We start from the raw sequence: 20,015 nt of genomic DNA, 5'->3' as shown, positions 1-20,015 counted from the left end.
CCCACTGGTGCGTCACCGCTGCCGGGAGGGCCGCACGATGATCTCGTTGACGTCGACGTCCGGCGGCTCGCCGATCGCGTACGACACCGCGCGCGCGATGGCGTCCGGTGGGATCGCCTCGGCGCGGTAGCTCCTCATCGCCCGGGCCGCCGTCGGGTCGGAGATGGAGTCGGCGAGCTCCGACTCGACCACGCCGGGCGACACCGTCGTCACCCGGATGCTGGGGTCGACCTCCAACCGCAGGCCCTCGGTGATCGCCCACGCGGCGAACTTGGTGCCGGAGTAGACCGCCGCCGTGGGCACCACCTCGTGCGCGCCGATCGAGGCGACCGTCACGAAGTGGCCACCGCCCTGGCGCTGGAACACGGGCAACGCTGCGGCGATGCCGTGGAGCAGGCCGCGGACGTTGACGTCGATCATGCGGTCCCACTCGTCGACGAGGCCGGCGTCGAGCCGCGAGAGGGGCATGACACCGGCGTTGTCGACGACGACGTCGATGCGGCCGTGCACGGCCACGGCGTCCTCGACGAACGCGGCGACGTCGACGCGGTCGGTCACATCGAGCCTGCGGGCGCTGATGCGGCCTGCGCCCCGTTCCACGAGCGCAGCGAGCCGGTCCTCGCGGCGGGCGCCGGCGACCACGTGGTGGCCCTCGCCGGCGAGCCGGGTGGCGACCGCCTCGCCGATACCGCTGGACGCGCCGGTGACCAGAACGATCTTCGAGTTCGTCATGCGTCCAGGATGGTGTCGTCCGGCGCCCACCTTCAGGGTCTGTTCCTCCTGGGTGCGCTGCACCCAGGCACGGCGGGACACCCGGTCGTACCCTCGCCGCATGGCCCCGACCGAGCTGGGTGACTACCTGCGCAGCAGGCGCGCGCTCGTCCGGCCCGAGACAGCGGGCCTGGTCAGCACGGGCACCCGCCGGGTTCCGGGCCTGCGCCGTGAGGAGGTCGCCCTGCTGGCCGGTCTGAGCGCCGACTACTACATCCGCCTGGAGCAGGGCCGCGAACGGTCGCCGTCGGCCCAGGTGCTCGACGCGCTGGGAACGGCGCTGCGGCTCGACGACGACGGCCGCGCCCACCTGTTCCGGCTGGCCGGGCTCGCGCCGCGGCCGGCACGCGCTGCGGTCGCCGAGCGGGTGGACCCGGGCCTGCTCCGGCTCATGGAGGCCTGGCCGACCACTCCCGCGCTGGTCTACAACCGTGCCTACGACGTCCTGGCGGCCAACTCGATCGCCCGGGCCCTGTTCAGCGGGTTCACCTTCTCGGGCAACCTGATGCTGCTGCTCTTCCTGGACCCGCGGGCGCGCGACTTCTACGTCGACTGGGAGACGGTGGCCGCGAACTCCGTGGCCGGCTTCCGGCTCGGCCACGGCGCGTCCCCCGGCGATCCCCGGGTGCGCGCCGTGCTGACCGAACTGCTCGAGCACAGCCCGGAGTTCCGGGACCTGTGGTCCCGCCACGACGCCCGCGGCAAGGCGCTCGACACCAAGCTCGTCCAGCACGCCGACGTCGGTCCGCTGACGCTGACCATGAAGACGTTCGACGTGCGCTCGGCGCCCGGCCAGGAACTGGTCGTCTACGACGCTGAGCCGGGATCCCGCAGCGCCGAGGGCCTCCTGCTGCTGGGCACGGTCGCGGCCACCGCCGCGCGCGAGGCGTGACGGCACCCGGGCCGGCGGGTCAGAGCTGCGGGATCACCGACCTGCCGTAGGCCTCGATCGTCTCCTCCCGGGCGTCGTGCATGGCGTAGATCGCGAACTGGTCGACACCGAGCTCCCGTAGCAGGGCGAGCTTCTCCAGCTGCGCGGCCGGCGGGCCGAGCAGGCAGAACCGGTCGACCACCTCGTCGGGCACGAAGCCGGTGGACCGGTTGTGGGCCCGGCCGTGGTGGCTGTAGTCGTAGCCGGCGCGCCCCTTGATGTAGCCGCTGAGCTCGACCGGCACGGCCTCCGACGACTCCCCGTAGCGCGTGACGAGGTCGGCCACGTGGTTGCCCACCATGCCGCCGAACCATCGACACTGGCCACGGGCATGCGCGAGATCGGACCCCACGTAGGCGGGTGCCGCCACGCAGATCGTGATCTCGGACGGGTCGCGGCCCGCCGCCTCCGCCGACGACCGGACGGTCTTCACCGTCCATTCGACGAGATAGGGGTCGGCGAGCTGCAGGATGAACCCGTCGGCGGCCCGCCCGACCAGGTCGAGCGCCTTCGGGCCGTACCCGGCCATCCAGACCGGCAGCGACGCGCCGGCGGGCACCCAGGGGATCTGGACCGTGGTGTCGTGCAGGTCCACGGCCCGGCCCTCGGCCAGCTCCCGGATCACGTGCATCGACTCCTCGAGCCGGGCCAGTGTCGTGGGGTGGCGCCCCTGCACGCGCACCGCCGAGTCACCGCGGCCGATGCCGCAGACCGTCCGGTTGCCGTACATCTCGTTCAGCGTGGCGTGCAGCGACGCGATGACCGTCCAGTCCCGCGTGGCGGGGTTGGTGACCATCGGCCCGACGATCAGCCGCGAGGTCCGTTCCAGGATCCGCGGGTAGATGACGTAGGGCTCCTGCCAGAGCACGTGCGAGTCGAACGTCCAGCCGTGGCTGAACCCCAGCTCCTCCGCCCGTACCATCAGGTCGACGACGGTCTGCGCGGGTGGATCGGTCTGCAGGACGAGCCCGATGTCCAACGTGGACTCCATTCATCGCAGGTACTGGCAGGTGTCTCGCTTGAGGAAGCGGCCGTGGCCTGCGCTGCCGAGGTACTCCCCGGCGTCCACGACCACCCGCCCGCGGGACAGGACGGTGCGCACCTTCCCGGTGGTCTCCCGGCCCTCGTAGCAGGAGTAGTCGACGGCCATGTGGTGCGTCTGCGCGGAGTGCACCTGGGTGGCGTTCGGGTCGTAGACGACGATGTCGGCGTCGGCGCCGGGCGCGATCGTGCCCTTGCGCGGGTAGAGGCCGAACATCCGGGCCGGGGTGGCGCAGGCGATCTCGATCCAGCGCTTGCGGGAGATGTGGCCCTCGACCACGCCCTGGTGCAGCAGGTCCATCCGGGTCTCGACGCCGGGCAGGCCGTTGGGGATCTTCGAGAAGTCGCCGATCCCCATCTCCTTCTGCCCCTTGAAGCAGAACGGGCAGTGGTCGGTGGAGACGACGGACAGGTCGTCGGTGCGCAGCCCCCGCCACAGCGCCGCCTGGTGCTCGGCCGGGCGCAGCGGCGTGGAGCAGACGTACTTGGCGCCCTCGAAGCCGGGCTTGCCGAGGTCGTCGGTGGAGAGGAACAGGTACTGCGGGCAGGTCTCGGCGAAGGCGTTGTAGCCCTCGTCCCGTGCCGCGGTGACCTGCGCGAGCGCCTGCGCCGCTGACAGGTGGACGATGTAGATCGGCGCACCCGCCACCTGCGCCAGCTTGATCGCGCGATGGGTGGCCTCGGCCTCGAGCAGGGCGTGGCGCACCTCGCCGTGGTAGCGCGGGTCGGTGTGGCCCGTCGCCAGTGCCTGCTCCACCAGCACGTCGATGGCGATGCCGTTCTCGGCGTGCATCATCACGAGGCCGCCGGTCTCGGCGCCCTTCTGCAGCGCACGCAGGATCTTGCCGTCGTCGCTGTAGAACACGCCGGGATAGGCCATGAACAGCTTGAAGCTGGTGACGCCCTCGCCGATGAGGGCCTCCATCTCCTTGAGGGAGCCCTCGTTGACGTCGGCCATGATCATGTGGAACGCGTAGTCGATCGCGCAGTTGCCGTCGGCCTTGGCGTGCCAGGCGTCGAGGCCCTCCCGCAGGCCCCCGCCCACCTGCTGGATCGCGAAGTCGACGATCGTGGTGGTGCCGCCCCACGCGGCGGCGCGGGTGCCGGTCTCGAACGTGTCGGCCGCCTTCGTCCCGCCGAAGGGCATCTCCATGTGCGTGTGCGCATCGACCCCGCCCGGCACGACGTACATGCCGGTGGCATCGACGACGGTGTCGGCGTGCCAGCTGTCGGCGACGGCGGAGCCCGTGGCGGCGAGGGCCACCACCTGCTCCCCGTCGACCAGCACATCGGCGAGGAGCTCATCGGACGCGGTGATGACCAGCCCGTTCCGGACGATGACCGTGCTCATGGGGTGACCTCCTCCAGCGACGCCGTCAGGATGCTCAGGCCCTCTTCTGCCTCGGCGTGGGTCAGGGTCATCGGCGGGGCGATGCGCAGGACGTTGCCGTGCAGGCCGCCCTTGCCGACCAGCAGGCCGCGCCGCTTCGTGGCCTCCAGCACGGCGTTCGCCAGCTCGGGCGCGGGGTCACCCGGGGTGCCCGTGCCGGGCCGCACGATCTCCACACCGATCATGAGGCCCTTGCCCCGGACGTCACCGACGATCGGGCTCTCCTGAGCGCGGAGCCCGGCGAGCAGCGTGCTGCCGTGCCGGGCGGCGTTGGCCTGCAGGTCGTGGTCGAGCAGGTAGCGCAGGTTGGCCAGCGCGCCTGCCGACGTGAGCGGGGAGCCGCCGAACGTCGAGATCGAGTTGGCGCCCAGGCCGTCCATCACCTCGGCCCTCGCGATCACCCCGCCCATCGACAGCCCGTTGGCGACGCCCTTCGCGAACGTGACGATGTCCGGGGTCGCCCGGTTCCGATCGTCGCTGTGGGCCTGCCAGCCCCAGAAGTGCTCGCCGGTGCGCCCCCACCCGGTCTGCACCTCGTCGGAGATCCACGGGATCCCGTGCTCGCGCAGCACCTCGGCGAACGCGCCCAGCAGCCCGTCGGGACCGGAGGTGAACCCGCCGACGCCCTGGATCGGCTCGGCGATGAACGCGGCGATGTCCCCGCCGGACTGGTCGAGCACGTCCTTCAGGTCCGTCACGCACGCCGCGATGTACTCGCCGTCGGACAGGCCGGCGTAGGGCGAGCGGTACTGCTGGCCGCCGTGCACGTAGTAGGTCTGGAACGGCGAGAGCGACGTGGGCGACCACGACCGGTTGCCCGTGATGGCGATCGTGGAGAACGACCGGCCGTGGTAGCTGTTGCGCAGCGCGAGGATCTGGTTGGACCGCCGCAGCGTGCTGGCGAGCAGCAGTGCGGCGTCGTTGGCCTCGGTGCCGCTGGTGGTGAGGAAGACCTTGGCGTCCGGGATGGCCGAGACCGCCGCGATCTGTTCGGCCAGCTCCACCATCGGCCGGTTCAGGTACAGCGTGGAGCTGTGGATGATCCGCCCGGCCTGCTCGCTGACGGCCTTCGTCACCTCGGGCAGCGCATGGGCCGTCATCGTGGTGAGGATGCCGCCGAAGAAGTCGAGGTAGCGCTTCCCGTCGGCGTCCCAGACGTGGCGGCCCTCGCCGCGCTCGATCTCGATCGGCTCCTCGTAGTAGACGGCGAGCCATGACGGGAGGACGGCGCGGGTGCGCGCCAGCAACTCGCTCATCCCTCCACCAACGGGCCGTAGGCGTCGGGACGGCGGTCGCGGTAGAACGCCCACTGCCGGCGCACCTCGTCGATCATCCCCAGGTCCAGGTCACGCACCAGCAGCTCCTCGTCGTTGTCGGACGCCGTCTCCCCGACGAACTGGCCGCGTGGGTCGACGAAGTAACTGGTGCCGTAGAAGTCGTTGTCGCCGTACTCCTCCACGCCCACCCGGTTGATCGCGGCGATGAAGTACTCGTTGGCCACGGCGGCCGCAGGCTGCTCCAGCTTCCACAGGTAGGCCGAGAGCCCGCGGCTCGTGGCGCTCGGGTTGTAGACGATCTGCGCTCCGGCCAACCCGAGCGCACGCCAGCCCTCGGGGAAGTGGCGGTCGTAGCAGATGTAGACCCCGACCTTGCCGACCGCGGTGTCGAACACCGGCCAGCCCAGGTTGCCCGGCCGGAAGTAGAACTTCTCCCAGAAGCCCTTGACCTGCGGGATGTGGTGCTTGCGGTACTTGCCGAGAAAGGTCCCGTCGGCGTCGATGACGGCGGCGGTGTTGTAGTAGAAGCCCGAGGCCTCCACCTCGAAGACCGGCACCACGAGCACCATGCCGGTCTCACGGGCCAGCGCCTGCATCCGTTGCACCGTCGGCCCGTCGGGCACCGCCTCCGCCCACCGGTAGTGCTCCGCCTCCTGCACCTGGCAGAAGTACGGCGCGTTGAACACCTCCTGGAAGCCCAGCACCTGGGCGCCCTGCTCCGCTGCGGCGCGCGCGTAGGACTCGTGCACGTCGACCATGGACGCGGTGTCACCGGTCCACTTCGCCTGCACCAGCGCTGCGCGGACCACCCGGGAATCTCCCGCCATGTCTCGACCTCCGCCGTGCTCGCCCGGAAGGGGAAGGGGACACCTTCGAACGCGGGCGGCCCGCGGTGCAAGACCCATTCCGGCACGGACACCTGCTCGTCACACGCCTGCCCCAGGACTCACTACCCCGGCACGGTATGGAAAAGCGACCCTTTCGTGACCTATCGTTTCCCTCGATCATCTGCGCTCGCGAACGGGTCGGGAGGGCATTCATGCCGTCGATGTCGGGCGCGCTGGCGGTGCTCTGTCTCGCCGCGGGGCTGGTGCACGTTCTGCGGCTGGTGGTGCTGCGTCGCGACGTCCTCGGCGAGATCTCCTACGCGGCCATGGGCCTCGGGATGGCAGCGATGTTCTCGCCGCTCGGCAACCCGCTGCCGACGGCGGCGTGGTCGGCGGTGTTCGGGGTCTGCGCCGGCTGGTTCGCGGTGCGGGTGCTCCGCGGCGCGGGCCTGCGCGGCGAGGCGTCCCACCACGTCGTCTGCGGCGGCGCGATGCTGTTCATGCTGGCGGTCGGGCATCCCGCCGGTGCTCTCGGCGGCCACGCGGCGCACGGCTCCACCGGAGCGGTCGGGGGCGCGGTGGCTCTCGTGTCGGCCACGGCGATGCTGCTCGCGGGCTACTTCGCCTGGCACGCGCTGCGCTGCGTCGACCGCACCCACCCGCCGCGGGAGCCGTCCGCCGGCTCGGACACCGCGGTGGCGCTGCGAGCGCCCACGCTCTCGCCGTACGCACCCCGCACCGCGTCGATGGCGCACCTGGCGGTGGCCACGTCGATGACGGCCATGCTGCTGGGCATGCTCTGAGGCTCACGCCCCGTGGTTCAGGAAAGCCACTTTCCTGCCCGCAGCGGACCTGAAAGTGGCTTTCCTGAACTTGGGTCAGGGGTGCTCGGCGGTCAGCCGTTGCCCTTGCCGGGGTCACCGGGCTTGCCGGGGTCACCGGGCTTGCCGGGCTTGCCGGGGTCACCCGGCTTGCCGGGCTTGGGGCCGTTGCCCGGCTTGTCGTCCACCACGGCGCCGGTGCCGGGGTCGAGGGTCACGGCCTTGGCCTTGGGGCCCTTGAAGTCGAGCATGTTCGTCAGGTCGCCCGCTGACGTGTCGTAGGACGCGTCGCCGATCCGGCCGGTGGACCAGTTGTCCTCGATGAACTTCAGCACCGAGGTCTGGTCGGTCCGCGTGTGGTCGACGAAGTTGACCTTGCTGTAGGGCGAGATCACCTCGAGCGGCAGCCGGGGGCCGTAGCCGCAGCGGTCCGCGTACGTGCCGACCCGTGCCGGTGCGCCCGTGCAGATGCCCTGGTCCTGCGACGTGTCCTGCGAGCCGCTGATCACCGCGTGCGCGTGGTCGTACCAGCCGTCGGAGTCGTCGTAGGCCAGCACGATCGCCGTGGAGGCCCAGTCCTTCGACTGCTGGATCTTGTTGACCTCGTCGACGACGAACCGCTGCTCGTCGATCGGGTCCGAGTTGGCGGCGTGGCCGTCCTCGTAGGCCGGGGCCTTCAGGAAGCTGACCGCCGGCATGTTCCCGGCCGCGAGTGCGGCGTCGAAGTCGGCCGTGTCGTACTGGTGGTTGGCCTGGTCGGTCTGCCCGATCGCCGCCACGGAGCTCGGCGGCAGGTGCTTCGGGTTCGACGTCGAGGGGTAGTACTGGAACGGCTCGTGGTGCGGGCTGTAGTCGGTGACGGCGATGCCCCCGATGTTCTGGTGCGTCTGGCCGCACACCGCGAAGCCGTTCGCCGTGCCCGTCGGGCGGAACCCGCCCTGGAACCAGCCCCAGGTGACGCCCTTCGCGTTCAGCAGGTCACCGATGTTCCTGCCGTCCTGGCTCGCCAGGTTGTCGGTGGCCGTGTGGTTCTTGTCGGAGCAGTCGTCATACGCCGGGTCCGGGTCGCTCACCACGGTGCCCACGCCGTTCGCGTCGGGCGACTTCACGAACGGGTCGGAGACCGGCTCGTGCGTCACCGAGTTGACGGCCTTGGTGCCGTGCGTCTGCCCGGAGATGAGGTTGATCGCCCCGGGCGTCGACGGGCCGAACGTCGTGTTGTACGAGTTGTCGCTCATCGCGTAGTGCTGCGCGTAGTTCCACAGCCCGGTGACGGTGTTGCCGTCGTAGTAGTCCATGACCAGGCCCGGCTGGCCGAACAGGATCGGCTGCCCCGTGCACGTGTCCGTCTCGGTCTTCTCGACGAACTGGTCCATCTTGCCGCCGTTGAACGCGGCCTGCTCGGCGCCGTAGCTGTGGTTCTGGTCGCAGGTCAGCGCCTGCGAGGGGGAGAGCCGCTGCGGGTTGAAGGCGTTCGGGTTCTTCGTCAGCAGATCAGGGGTGAGCCCGTCGATCTTCGGTGTGTTCTTGGCGGCCGTGAACGGCGTGCCGTCGGCGTTGGTGGCGTTGGGGTAGGTGCCGAAGTAGTGGTCGAACGAGATGTTCTCGCCGAAGATCACGACGACGTGCTTGATCGGCGTGGCGGTCGTGAACTGGTCGCCGTGCTTCGCGGCCGTCGGGGGAGCGTCCGCGTTGGCCGTGGACACGGTGACCGCTGCGAGCACGGCGGCCGAGACCACCGCGCACGCACCGAGCAGTGAACGCCGTCGGCGCCAGCTGCCGGGTTTCTTTCCCACTTGTCCTCCTGGTCGGGGAATTCCTCTGGTGATATCGGGGTGATGAATCAGGCGAGCAATGCACGGCCGTAGTGGTCGTCGGGACCCGTGACGCCGGGCAATGCGAAGAAGTAGCCACCGCCGAACGGTGAGATGTAGTCCACGAGGGGTTCGTCGGTCAGCCGTTGCTGAACCGCCTCGAACTGCCGCCGCAGATCCTGCTGATAACAGGTGAAGACCAGCCCCTGATCGAGGTTGCCGTTGCTGTCGAGCCCGCGGTCGTAGTTGGTGGCCCGGCGCAGGATCCGGCTCGAGTCGGTGTCGGGGGTGCGCGGGTTCGCCCGGCGGATGTGGCTCGTCAGCGGGATCACGGTGCCGACCGGGTCGTCGGCGTAGCGCGGGATGTCGGTCTCCGCCCCGCCGTCGAGCGGGGCACCCGTGTCGCGGCGGCGGCCGATCATGTTCTCCTGCTCGCCGAGCGACACGCGGTCCCAGAACTCCACGAGCATGCGGATCACGCGGATCACCTGGTAGCTGCCGCCCACGGTCCACGCCGGCTCGTCCTGCTGCCCGTCACCCACCCAGACGAGGCGGTCCATCTCGGCCGCGTCGGCGGGGTCGGGGTTCGCGATGCCGTCCTTGAAACCCAGCAGGTTGCGGGGCGTGCCCGTCGGGCGGGGCGGTGAGCTGAACCCGTTGACGCGCCAGCGCGGCTGCATCCCCCCGCGGGTGGCGCGGGTGATGTCGCGCAGCGCGTGGATCACGGTGTCGCCGGTGGTCGCCGAGAGCGTGAGGCTCAGGTCGCCGTGGCACTGCGCCGGGTCCAGCGCGTCGCCGGCGAACGCCGGCATCGGCGTCAGCCTCGCCGGCCTGCTGTCGGCGAGCCCGTAGCGGTCGTCGAACAGCGAGGCGCCGACCCCGACGATCACGCCGAGATCGCCTGCCGGCACCTCGGGGCCGAGCACACCGGAGTCGGGCGGTGGGGCGCTGATGCCCAGCGCGGGCGGGACGCCCCCACTGGTGAGGAACCGGGCCCGGTCGGTGACCGCGCGGAGCAGGTCGGTCAGCTCGGCCCGGTTCTCGGCGATGACGTCGAACGCCACGACGATGGTCTGACCGGCGGGCGGCCGCAGGATCGCCGCCTGGCGGGCGCCGTGGAACGGCACCGCGGGCGCTGCGTCGGCGCCGGCGCTCTCCGTGGCCGCCGCCATCCCGCCACCGGCCACGGCAGCGGCGGTCACGCCCGCTCCGACGACCGCCCGGCGCAGGAAGGTACGGCGGGGGAGCGCGCCGCTCACGAGTCCCGCCGCGGAGCGACGATCGTGGCGACCGGGGCGAGCTGCTCGGTCAGCTCGCCGATCGCGCCGTCGATCTCGGCGTGCTGGGCCCGGTCGAGCGCGGCGACCGGCGTCCAGCTCCCGTCGGGGCGCCTGGCGGCCTGCACGGCGGTGGTGGCGCGGTCCAGCCACATGTCCACCGTGGACAGCGCGGGCATCCGCGGCTGGAGCAGCGGGCGCAGCACGCCCAGCACCGTCCGGGTGCCCTCGATGTTCGCCAGCGTGGTGGCGAGGGTGGTGCCGCTGCCGAAGTCGGTGCGGCCGCTGACCTCGAACTGCAGGGCGTCCTCCATGATCTCGTGGGCGCGCAGCGCCAGGTCGTTCGGATCGATCTGCGCATCGGGGAAGGCCTGCTGCAGAGCACGCGCGTCGGCGTCGAGCCGGTCGGCCACGGCGGCCAGCGCAGGCATCGGCTCGTCGTGCCACAGCCCGAACTCGAGACGGTGGAAGCCGGTGAAGCCGGGATCCGAGGTGCCGCCCGCGAGGTCGCCGGGGGTGCCGTCGATCGCGGACGCGGCGTCGCCGAAGGCGCCGTAGGCCGCACCGAGCCGGGCGTAGGACAGGTGGGCTGTCAGCCACGCGGCCTCGCTCGCGTGCCGGTCCCCACCGTGGACGGTCGTGGCGAGCGCGTCGGTGTCCCGGACGAGCGCGTCGAGCCCGGTGATCACCTGCTGCCGGTAGTCCTTCTCGGGACCGAGGAGGTCGTTGCGCGTCACCGGGACCACGGCGGGGCTCGGACGCACATCGCTGCCACTGATCCGGACCGTCGGGCCGACGACGGCGTCGGCTTCGTCGGGAAGGCAGCGGAAGGCGTACTCGCCGTCGCCGAGGGTTACCGCAAGGGGACGGGTGGTGCCGGTGCCGATGCCTTCGACCTCGCCGAAGATCCCGCCCGTCGTCGGGTCGATCAGGTCGACGGTGGTGGTGACGGCCCCGGTGTTGTGCACCTGGAAGGTCTGCGGACCGGGCTTCGGGGCCGTCCAGTCCTGCCCGCACGACGACCGGGAGACCACGATCTGCGGATCAGGTGCAGCGACCGGGGCGGGAGCCGGCCGCAGCACGATCGCCGCGGCCACCGCGACCGCGACCACGGCGACCACCGCGACCACGCCGATGATCCAGCGGTTGCCTGCCGAGCGGGGCACCCTTGATCTCCTGCCGTCCGAACTGTCCGTCCGAACGCAGTATGCGAGCGAAAAGCAACGGAAATGCCGCGGAAGCCGTGCTTATCCGCGAGTTCACTGATGCTTCGACTTCGGGTCGTCGAAGCATCAGGAACCCGTTGCGTGATCGCCGGTAATGTAGAGCTACGGCTGGTTGTTCCGAATAGTTCCAGCTATCCCATTGGTCAGCCGAACCGGTTGATCAGGTCGGCCACCAGGAGGACGAAGAACAGCGCGGACGCCGCGGTGAGCAGGGTGTTGGACAGCCACCCCGAGCGGCCTTCCGGGGCGATCCTCTTGGAGTTGAGCAGCATGATCAGCGTGATCCCGAGGAACGGCATGAAGGCGGCCCCGAGCACGCCGTAGACGAGCGTGAGGGCGAACGGCCGGTCGAAGAACAGCAGCCCCATCGGCGGCAGCGTCAGCCAGAGCAGGTACGCCCGGAAGGGCACGCTCCGCTCGGCCTGGGTGGCCTCGTAGCCGGTGACGGTGGCGGTGGCCGGCCCGGAGGTGACGGCCTCGTCGCCGATCTCGGCCTTGTCGCCGTGGGGGAGCCGGATCGTCCGCGTCCAGTCGGTGAACAGCAGGCTCACGCCGTTCCACACGCCCAGCAGCGAGGTGGTGGTGACGGCGAGGAAGCCGACGAGGAACAGGATCCGCGCCCAGTCGCCGTACCGCGCGCCGAGCTCGGTGCCGAGGGTGAGCAGGCCGGAGTCGCTCTCGGTGAGGTCCTGCCCGAGCAGGATCTCGGCTCCGACGATCAGCATGGCGATCACGAAGATCGCGGTCATGATGTAGCCGACCGCGTTGTCGAGCCGCATCATCGACAGCCAGCCGATGCCCTTCCAGCCCTTGGCGATCATCCAGTAGCCGTAGGCGGCCATGGTGATCGTGCCGCCGACGCCGCCGATGAGCCCGAGCACGTAGATCACCGAGCCGTCGGGCAGCCGCGGCACCAGCCCGTTCGCGAGTGCGCCGAGGTCGGGGGAGACGAGGAAGGCGACCGACACCACCGAGACGAACTTGATCAGGACCAGCACGGTCATGAACTTCTCGAAGACCTGGTAGCGCTGCATCCACACCAGCGCGAGGCCGACGACGCCGGCGATCATCGCCCAGTAGCGCACCGACAGCCCGCCGAACAGCGCGTTCAGCGGGAGGCCGACCGCCGACATCGCCGTGGCCCCGTAGACGAAGCCCCAGATCACGATGTAGACGCCGAAGAAGACGGTGGCCCAGTAGCCCAGCCGTCGCCAGCCGTCGAGCAGGGTCGCGCCGGATGCGAGGTTCCAGCGACCCACGCCCTCACCGAGCGCGAGCTTCAGGGCCGCGCCCAGCACGGCGGCCCACAGCAGCACCGTGCCGAAGCGGGCGCCCGCCACCATCGTGGCCACCAGGTCGCCTGCGCCGACACCGGTGGCTGCGGCCAGCAGGCCCGGTCCGAGCTGCCTGATCTTGGCCCCGAACCCGGTGGGTGGTGTCTTCATGGCGATATCGGATGTCATGCGCCCCCGCTCCTCATCGTGCTGGAAGTCTCATCCGGAAGGTTCGGGATGAACGTAGGGCTCAGCTCCCCCTCGCGGCCAGGGCGGAGATCGGTAACGGCCCGCACGCGGCCGGTAGCGGTGCCGCGACTAGATTTCCCCCTGTACAACCAGCACGGGGCAGACGAGCACGGCACGACGGGGAGTTCGGTTCATGGCGAGCATCGAAGAGGTTCGGGCCGGCATCGCGTTGGCCAACGACAAGGCCTCCGAGAGCCTCGGTGCACTGCAGCAGGCGCACTCCTCGCTGGAGCAGGCCCAGGGTGCGCTGCAGCGGGCCACCGAGGGCAGCGGGCAGGCCGACGTGTCGGAGGCCAACGGGTTGCTGACCCAGGCCGTCAGCAGCATCAGCGAGGTGCAGCAGGCGGTCCACGCGGCGATCCAGGCCTCCGAGGGCGTTGCGAACCGGCTGTGACGCACCGGGACGATCACGATGAGTGAGCTCGGGGAGATCCGGGCCGTGCTGGCAGGTGCGGCCGAGCAGATGGTCGAGGCCTACCAGCACGCCGATGTCGCGCGCGCCCGCATCGCCGACGCCGTCGCCGTGCTCTCCGGCCTCGGCGAGCAGCACTCGGAGCCGCTCGTGCCGGTCGAGCTGCGACGCGCCGCCGAGGAGCTCGAGCGCGGGCTGGGCCTGATCTCCACCGGAGCCGCGGCCGTCTCCGACATCAACGCCCGGCTGTAGGGGGCGGGAGTGGCCCGCGGACCGAACCGGCGCGAACGCATCGCCGAGGCGTTCGACGAGTTCTGCGGCGCCGTGGCCCGGGCGCTCGGTGCGGCCGACGGCGCGATGGACGCGGCCGCGCAGGCGCACGCCGAGGCCATGGTCGAGATGTGGCTGCGCAGGGACGGGCTCGAGGCGGCACTGCTCGACCCCATGCTGAGCGGCCTGTTCGACAACCCCCAGCTGGCTCGTCCTGTCGAACGAATGCGCGCTGACCGGGTTGCCGCCGTCGCGCCGTGGCTCGAGACCGGGCCGGCGCGGCTGGCCGAGATCCTCGCGGACGCGGCGCCCGGCTCGGCGGGTCGTGACCCGGCCGAGTGGCTCGGCCACATCGGCGAGGTCGACGCCGCTGGGCCTGTGCCGTCGCTGTGGACCATCGGCACCGGCGGGATCGGGACGGGCAGCCCCGTCTTCCCCGTCGCCGTCCCCCTGCTCGACGAGTCGCACCTCCAGATCACCTCCACCCACGGCAGCCGGGTCACCGCCGAGGCGATGCTCGAGAACCTGCTGATGAGGGTGATGAGCTACTTCCGGCCCGGCGTGGTGCAGCTGCACGTCTGGGACGTCGGGCAGTTCACGGGCGCGCTGCCCGGGCTCTACCCGCTCACGCGCACCGGGCTGCTCACCGTGCACGACCCGGGCCGGCTCCCGCAGCTGCTCGAGGAGCTGTCCGACCGGATCCGCCGGGTGCACACCCGGGTGCTCGTCGACGGCCACCCCTCGTTGCGTGCGCTGGCGGAGGCGGCAGGCGTGCGCGGCGAGCCGTGGATCGTCGCGGTGCTGGTGGGGAACCGGTCGGCGCTGCGCGAGGACGACCACCGCCAGCTGCAGCGCGTGGCCAGGGGCGGTCTCGCCTGTGGCGTCCAGCTCGTGCTGCTCGACGTGCCCATGACGGTGAACGCGCCGATGGAAACGGTGCGCCTGGACGACGAAGGGCTCGCCTCGACGTCGATGGCCGGGCCCTACGTCACGGTGGAGCCGGAGCCCCGGCTCGCGTCCGGTGCGGTCACCGCCGCCTGTCACGCGATCGCCGACGAGCACGAGAACTGGCAGAACCGGATGGGCTCCTTCGCCGACCTGCTGCCCTCGCCGGCAAAGCGGGGTGGGTTCCCTTCGGCTGCCGGTCTGCGCGCCCCGATCGGCTTCACCGACGGGCGGGCGGTGGACATGGTGCTGGCCGATGCCTCGCCCCATGCCCTGATCGGCGGCCCGAGCGGCTCGGGCAAGACGAACCTGATGCTCACCATGATCAGCTCCATGGCTGCCCGCTACAGCCCGGACGAGCTGGAGTTCTACCTGCTTGACTTCAAGGAGGGCGTCTCCTTCGCCCAGTTCGCCCCGGGCCGTCGCGACCAGACCTGGCTCCCGCACGCCCGCCTCGTCGGCGTCAACATCAACACCGACCGCGAGTTCGGGCTGGCGCTGCTGCAGTTCCTCGCCGACGAGATGCGCCGTCGCGCCGAGGCCGCGAAGTCGCACGAGGTGACGAAGCTGGAGGAGCTGCGCGCCGCCGATCCCGGGGGGCGCTGGCCGCGGATCGTCGCCGTGATCGACGAGTTCCAGTACCTGTTCGCCGAACGCGACGCGGTCACCAGGGCGGCCACCATCCTGCTCGAGGACGTCTCCCGCCGTGGCCGGTCCCAGGGCATCCACCTCGTGCTGGCCAGCCAGGACGTCTCCGGGATCGAGGCGTTCTGGGGGCGCGCCGCGATCTTCGAGCAGTTCGTGCTCCGGATCGCGCTGCCCCGGGCCCGCCGGGTGCTCGCCGACCTGAACGACGCATCCCTCGATCTCCCGCGCTGGCACGCCGTGCTCAACCACGAGTCCGGGATGAGGCACGGCAACGAGATCGTGCGGATCCCGGACGCCACCGGGAAGGGCGCCCAGGGGGCGACGCCGGTTGCCGCCTCCGGTGTCCAGGCGGTGCAGCGGGAGCTGTACGAGCGCCACGCCCACGATGGCCGGGCCGAGCCACGGCTGTTCGACGGCAGCCGGGCTCCCCGCTTCGCCGACCTCGTCGGCGAGCTCACCGGGAGGACTCCTTCCGCACGGAGTGCCGGGGACACCGCACCACGCGCGCTGGTCGGGCAGTCCATCGACGTGGCGGGAAGCGCCGCCGCCGTCCCGCTGCCCGCGGTGCCCGGGCGCAACCTCGGTGTTCTCGCCTCGGTCGGCCGCGACGCGGTGCAGGTGCTCGGGGCGGCGGCGGGCTCGCTCGCCGGCCAGTTCCGGCCCGGCGAGGTCGACGTGCTGATCGCGCCACTCGTGACGGAGGCGGTCGAGCACGCCGTCCGGCTGTCGGAGCTCTTCCGGGCGGCCGGCCACGCCACGACGACCGTGGCGCTCGACGGTGTCCGGGCACGGGTCGACGCGCTCGCCGCCGAGGTGACCGAGCGGCTCGGGGGTGGCGGTCCCCACCGCCCCGTCCTGCTGGTGCTCTACGCCGCCGACGCCGCCGACACGAAGCTGGAGCGCGAGGGCACCGAGTCCATGCGCAAGCTGCTGCGCTTCGGCCCGGAGACCGGTGTGCACGTGCTGGGTTGGTGGCGCAGCGTGCAGCGGCTGCGCGCGCTGCTCATGATGAGTGCCTCGGTCGACGACCTCGGCGCGTGGGTGGCCCTGGACGTGCAGGGCTCCGAGCTGCAGGCGCTGGCGCCCGGAATGGCGATCAGCTGGTCCCCCCGGCCGGGCCGGGGGCTGTTCTTCGACCGCGCACAGCACGCGGCGCCGGAAGTGGTCATCGTGCCGTCATTGGAGGAGCCGTGAGCGCTGGGGGGCCCGGGGAGCAACGGCCGCCCGGCGGCGCAGCCGAGCACCGGGGCGTCCAGGAGAAGGCCGCTCGGGAGTACAAGGAGGTTCTCTCCGGCATCACCGAGGCGATCGATGCGATGCGTGAGCGCGACCGGGCGCGGGCCGCGGAGCTGGCCAGGGAGCTGGTGCGGTTCGACGAGAACTTCCAGCTGGCAGCCGAGCGTGCCGCGGTGAGCAGGTTCATCGTCGAGCTGCACTGGGAGGCGGCTCTCGAGGCCCTGTGGGTGGAGTCGTGGCTGCAGCTGCGACCCAAGCCCGCACCGGACCTGAGTGTGGACGCCGCCGACTTCGCCGCCCTGGACGCCGAGGTCGGCCGCCGAGCGGCCGACCTGCAGGAGGCGGTGCGCCGCAGGCGCTTCGGGTTCCCCCGCCGCTGAACACGCCCGCGAGCCCCTCAGCTCGCGGTGACCACCAGCACCTCGCCGTCGGCGCGCGGCACCACGAGCAGCAGTTGGCGGCGGCCGGCGGCGACGAGGTCGGCCGCCGTGGAGGCGTCGACGGTGCGCTGGTCCCGGACGTCCAGCTCGGCCGGGTTGCCGTCGGCGTCGGTCAGCCGGATGGTGCCGCCCCGCGTGAGCCCCACGGTGCCCGCGTCCGACGGCAGGGTGATCACGGTGGTGGCGCCGGAGCGCACCATCGCCGCGGTGCCGGGCCGCGACGGCGCGGCGGGGAACCCGTCCCCTCCCTGCGGGGCCTTGACCAGCCGCAGCGTCTGGCCGTCCGGGAGGCCCAGGGTGTTGGGGGCGGGGGCCGGGTTCGTGCCGCGCGATGAGCCGGTCGTGGGTGCCGGAGCGCTGGTCGTCGCCGCGGTCGTCGGAGTGGCCGTGCTCGGCGTCGTCGTGGAGGGGCCGGCGGCCCGCGGGGTGCTCGGGGAGGCAGCGCCGGCGGGCGCGGTGGTTGTGGTGGGGGCACGGCCGGGCGCGGTGGTTGTTGCAGCGCTCGGCGGTGGGTCGGTGTGGGTGGCCGTCGTGGTCGCGTCGGCCGGGGCGGTGGCTGTGGTGCCGCCGGGCGGGGCGGTCGTGGCAGTGCCGGTCGGCGGGGTGGCCCCGGGGCTCGTGGGCGCGACGCCGCTCTCCGCGGCGGCGGGGCCGGTGGCGCTGGTCGGAGTCGGTGAGCCGGCCGCCGCCGGGTCCGCCGGGGCGCCGGTGGGGGTGGCGGCGAGCTGGGGCACGTCCGGGGCCGGTGGGGCCATGAACTCGGTGGGAGCGGGCGGCACCTCGGGGGAAGGCACCGGCGGGACCGGCACCGGCAGGTCCGGCTGGTGCAGTAGCCCGGGCGCGTCGCGGCCCGCGGCGGGGCGGGTGGCGCCGAGGTAGTCGTCGCCCGGGTAGCGGACGAAGGCCGTGCGCACCGGCTTCCCGAACGTCGGAGCGTTGATCATCCGGCCGTTGCCGAGATAGAGCCCGACGTGGTGCACGCGTCGGGGCACTCCGTAGAACACGAGGTCGCCCGGTTCCAGCGGGGCGCCGGCCGGCACGTGCGGCCCTTCGTAGTACTGCGTGTGCGCGGTGCGGGGCAGCGAGATGCCGGCGTAGTCGTAGGCGGCCGTGGTGAGGCCGGAGCAGTCGAAGCCCGCCTCGCCTGCCTGCGGGCCGTCGCCGCCCCACACGTAGGGCAGGCCGCGCTGGGCCAGCGCGAAGGCGATCGCCACGGCCGCCGCGGTGCCGGGCTTCGCCGTGGTGGTGATCCTCGGCAGCGCCGGTGTGCGGACGGCGGGAAGCGCGGCTGTGGACGGCCGGGCCGCGGGCGGGGCGACGCTGCCCGGAGCCGTGAGGTCCGCGAGCGGGAGCCCGAGAGCCACCGATCCGGTACCGCCATGGCGGCCCCCGATGATCCGCGAGCCCGAGGCAACGGGCCGGACCGGCACCGTGGCGGCCGGGCCCGGGGCCGACGTCGCAACCGACGGGGTGACGCCGGGCGCAGGTGCGGGCGCCGTGCCGGACGGGACGGCGAGCAGCGTGCCCGTGAGCAGAACGAGAATCCCGACGGGCGTCGCGCGGACAGGTGAACGGCGGTTCCTCGTCGTCACGACTCGCTTCCTCTGTCCCTGATCACGTAGCCCGATCGTGCCCTCGCCGCCACCCGTGCGCCAGACCGGTCGCCGCAACCCGGGAAACCTGTCGGCAATCCGTCACCACCGCGACAGCGCGGGTTCGGCAGGGGCACGATGACGGCATGGTCTTCACCGACGCGCGCGAAACCGCTCGGATGCTGCGGGAGAAGGAGGTATCGGCCCGCGAGGTGCTCGCCGCGCACCTTGCGCAGATCGAGCGCTGCAACCCGGAGATCAACGCGGTTGTGACGCTCGTCGCCGATCGGGCGGCGGACGAGGCAGCGGCCGCCGACGAGCGGCTGGCCCACGGCGAGGAGGTCGGGCCGCTGCACGGCCTGCCGGTGGCGCACAAGGACGTGCACGACACGGCCGGGATCCGCACCACGTTCGGCTCGCCGTTGCTGGCCGACAACGTTCCCGCGCGCGACGCGCTGGTCGTGGAGCGGATGCGGGCCGCCGGCGTGATCACGATCGGCAAGACCAACGTGCCGGAGTTCGCGGCAGGCAGCCACACGATCAACCCCGTCTTCGGGGCGACCCGCAATCCCTACGACCTCGGCCGCTCGGCCGGGGGGAGCAGCGGGGGAGCCGCGGCGGCGCTCGCCTGCGGCATGCAGCCGCTCGCGGACGGGAGCGACATGGGCGGGTCACTGCGCAACCCCGCGTCGTTCTGCAACGTGGTGGGCCTGCGCCCCACGCTGCGCCGGGTGCCGACGTGGCCGACCGCGGCGCCGTGGTCGAGCATCTCGGCCACCGGGCCGATGGCTCGCACGGTCTCCGATGTCGCACTCCTGCTCGGCGTGCTGGCCGGACCCGATCCCCGCGACCCGGCAGCTCTCGACACTCCCGGGTCGGCGTTCGCCGCCGAGCCGGCCACCGACGTCCGCGGACTGCGTGTCGCACTGGCCCCCGACCTCGGTGGCGCGGTGCCGGTCGACCCGGCGGTCCGGGCGGTGATCGAGCGGGCCGGGGGCGTCTTCGAGGAGCTGGGATGCGTGGTCGAACCCGCCTGCCCCGATCTCACCGGGGCCGACGAGGCCTTCCGGACGTTGCGGGCGTGGCAGTTCGACACCACCTACTCCGCGCTGCTCGACGAGCACCCCGACGCGTTCAAGGCGTCGCTGCGCGACAACATCCTCGCCGGTCGGGAGCTCACCGGGCGCGACGTCGGCCGCGGATTCGCCCTGCAGGCCGCGGTGCAGGAGCGCGTGCGGGAGTTCTTCGGCCGCTACGACGCGCTCCTCGCGCCGGTGAGCCAGGTGCCGCCGTTCCCGGTCGGGTGGGAGTACCCGACCGAGGTGGCCGGCGTGCCCATGCGCGACTACCTGGAGTGGATGGCCTCGGCCTACCTGATCTCCGTCACGGGCTCCCCGGCGCTGTCGGTGCCGGCGGGGTTCACGCCCGACGGCCTGCCGGTGGGCGTCCAGATCATCGGTCCGCGCCGCGGCGAGAACGGCCTGCTGCGGATCGGCCGGGCCTTCGAGCAGGCCACGGGCCACGGGCTCGTCCGTCCCGCCGTCGCCACTGCGTAGTGATCCTCGCCTGGTGAC

Annotated in this window: 16 protein-coding genes and 1 pseudogene; 7 read left to right on the top strand and 10 right to left on the bottom strand. The window is 72.1% G+C overall.

The window, feature by feature from the left end; genetic code table 11:
• Positions 1 to 12: 12 nt before the first annotated feature.
• Positions 13 to 732 (bottom strand): SDR family oxidoreductase, encoded by a 720-nt coding sequence (locus ACQPZA_RS31120; RefSeq protein WP_169396791.1) that lies wholly within the window; start codon positions 730 to 732, stop codon positions 13 to 15.
• A gap of 100 nt (positions 733 to 832) precedes the next feature.
• Here ACQPZA_RS31120 and ACQPZA_RS31115 point away from each other — a divergent pair, with 100 nt between their 5' ends.
• On the top strand, positions 833 to 1,663 hold the full coding sequence (locus tag ACQPZA_RS31115) for a helix-turn-helix domain-containing protein (RefSeq protein ID WP_433275647.1): 831 nt from the start codon (positions 833 to 835) through the stop codon (positions 1,661 to 1,663).
• A gap of 19 nt (positions 1,664 to 1,682) precedes the next feature.
• Here the strand turns inward: ACQPZA_RS31115 and ACQPZA_RS31110 are convergent, their stop codons facing one another.
• From ACQPZA_RS31110 to ACQPZA_RS31095, 4 genes are read right to left on the bottom strand one after another with little or no spacing between them, the layout of a single operon-like run.
• Positions 1,683 to 2,681, bottom strand: a complete 999-nt coding sequence (locus ACQPZA_RS31110; RefSeq protein ID WP_433283069.1) for a TIGR03842 family LLM class F420-dependent oxidoreductase — start codon at positions 2,679 to 2,681, stop codon at positions 1,683 to 1,685.
• Between the two features lie 12 nt (positions 2,682 to 2,693).
• The gene (hydA, locus tag ACQPZA_RS31105) at positions 2,694 to 4,094 is read right to left on the bottom strand and encodes a dihydropyrimidinase (RefSeq protein WP_433275646.1); all 1,401 of its coding nucleotides are present in this window, start codon (positions 4,092 to 4,094) and stop codon (positions 2,694 to 2,696) included.
• The gene (locus ACQPZA_RS31100) at positions 4,091 to 5,389 is read right to left on the bottom strand and encodes an aspartate aminotransferase family protein (protein WP_433275645.1); all 1,299 of its coding nucleotides are present in this window, start codon (positions 5,387 to 5,389) and stop codon (positions 4,091 to 4,093) included. The genes hydA and ACQPZA_RS31100 overlap by 4 nt, the downstream gene beginning before the upstream one ends.
• Positions 5,386 to 6,237 (bottom strand): nitrilase-related carbon-nitrogen hydrolase, encoded by an 852-nt coding sequence (locus ACQPZA_RS31095; RefSeq protein WP_169396796.1) that lies wholly within the window; start codon positions 6,235 to 6,237, stop codon positions 5,386 to 5,388. Before ACQPZA_RS31095 ends, ACQPZA_RS31100 begins: the two co-directional genes overlap by 4 nt.
• A 212-nt stretch (positions 6,238 to 6,449) precedes the next feature.
• Between ACQPZA_RS31095 and ACQPZA_RS31090 the strand changes: the two genes are divergently transcribed.
• Complete coding sequence (locus ACQPZA_RS31090; protein WP_433275644.1) at positions 6,450 to 7,040, top strand: DUF5134 domain-containing protein; 591 nt, start codon at positions 6,450 to 6,452, stop codon at positions 7,038 to 7,040.
• A gap of 92 nt (positions 7,041 to 7,132) precedes the next feature.
• On the opposite strand, the gene ACQPZA_RS31085 is transcribed toward ACQPZA_RS31090, so the two are convergent.
• From ACQPZA_RS31085 to ACQPZA_RS31070, 4 genes are all read right to left on the bottom strand, one after another.
• Positions 7,133 to 8,854, bottom strand: a complete 1,722-nt coding sequence (locus ACQPZA_RS31085) for an alkaline phosphatase family protein (protein ID WP_433275643.1) — start codon at positions 8,852 to 8,854, stop codon at positions 7,133 to 7,135.
• A 47-nt stretch (positions 8,855 to 8,901) separates the two neighbouring features.
• A complete protein-coding gene (locus ACQPZA_RS31080; protein WP_433275642.1) occupies positions 8,902 to 10,131 on the bottom strand; it encodes a Dyp-type peroxidase in 1,230 nt (409 codons plus the stop codon).
• Positions 10,128 to 11,315, bottom strand: coding sequence for an EfeM/EfeO family lipoprotein (locus tag ACQPZA_RS31075; RefSeq protein ID WP_433275641.1), 1,188 nt, complete (start codon positions 11,313 to 11,315; stop codon positions 10,128 to 10,130). The genes ACQPZA_RS31080 and ACQPZA_RS31075 overlap by 4 nt, the downstream gene beginning before the upstream one ends.
• Positions 11,316 to 11,518: 203 nt before the next feature.
• Positions 11,519 to 12,838, bottom strand: coding sequence for an Nramp family divalent metal transporter (locus tag ACQPZA_RS31070; protein WP_433275640.1), 1,320 nt, complete (start codon positions 12,836 to 12,838; stop codon positions 11,519 to 11,521).
• A 193-nt stretch (positions 12,839 to 13,031) separates the two neighbouring features.
• Here ACQPZA_RS31070 and ACQPZA_RS31065 point away from each other — a divergent pair, with 193 nt between their 5' ends.
• The 4 genes from ACQPZA_RS31065 to ACQPZA_RS31050 are packed head-to-tail and all read left to right on the top strand — an operon-like array spanning position 13,032 to position 16,789.
• A complete protein-coding gene (locus tag ACQPZA_RS31065) occupies positions 13,032 to 13,292 on the top strand; it encodes a hypothetical protein (protein WP_433275639.1) in 261 nt (86 codons plus the stop codon).
• 18 nt (positions 13,293 to 13,310) lie between these two features.
• Positions 13,311 to 13,562 carry a hypothetical protein gene (locus ACQPZA_RS31060; RefSeq protein ID WP_433275638.1) on the top strand — a complete coding sequence of 84 codons (252 nt, stop codon included), beginning with the start codon at positions 13,311 to 13,313 and terminating at the stop codon, positions 13,560 to 13,562.
• Between the two features lie 9 nt (positions 13,563 to 13,571).
• Positions 13,572 to 16,367, top strand: coding sequence for an FtsK/SpoIIIE domain-containing protein (locus ACQPZA_RS31055; RefSeq protein WP_433275637.1), 2,796 nt, complete (start codon positions 13,572 to 13,574; stop codon positions 16,365 to 16,367).
• Positions 16,364 to 16,789 (top strand): hypothetical protein, encoded by a 426-nt coding sequence (locus ACQPZA_RS31050; protein WP_433275636.1) that lies wholly within the window; start codon positions 16,364 to 16,366, stop codon positions 16,787 to 16,789. Before ACQPZA_RS31055 ends, ACQPZA_RS31050 begins: the two co-directional genes overlap by 4 nt.
• A 914-nt stretch (positions 16,790 to 17,703) precedes the next feature.
• Here ACQPZA_RS31050 and ACQPZA_RS31045 read toward each other — a convergent pair.
• Positions 17,704 to 18,081, bottom strand: a pseudogene (locus ACQPZA_RS31045) (C40 family peptidase); the annotation flags it as partial.
• Positions 18,082 to 18,587: 506 nt separating this feature from the next.
• Between ACQPZA_RS31045 and ACQPZA_RS31040 the strand changes: the two are divergent.
• Positions 18,588 to 19,997: an amidase gene (locus tag ACQPZA_RS31040; RefSeq protein ID WP_433275635.1), complete on the top strand. Its 1,410-nt coding sequence runs from the start codon at positions 18,588 to 18,590 to the stop codon at positions 19,995 to 19,997.
• Positions 19,998 to 20,015: the final 18 nt, after the last annotated feature.

It is taken from the genome of Pseudonocardia xinjiangensis, from assembly GCF_050948425.1.
Taxonomy (GTDB): Bacteria; Actinomycetota; Actinomycetes; order Mycobacteriales; family Pseudonocardiaceae; genus Pseudonocardia; species Pseudonocardia xinjiangensis.
The sequence above is the reverse complement of the archived record's forward strand: the minus strand, read 5'-3'. Positions and strand labels throughout refer to the sequence as shown.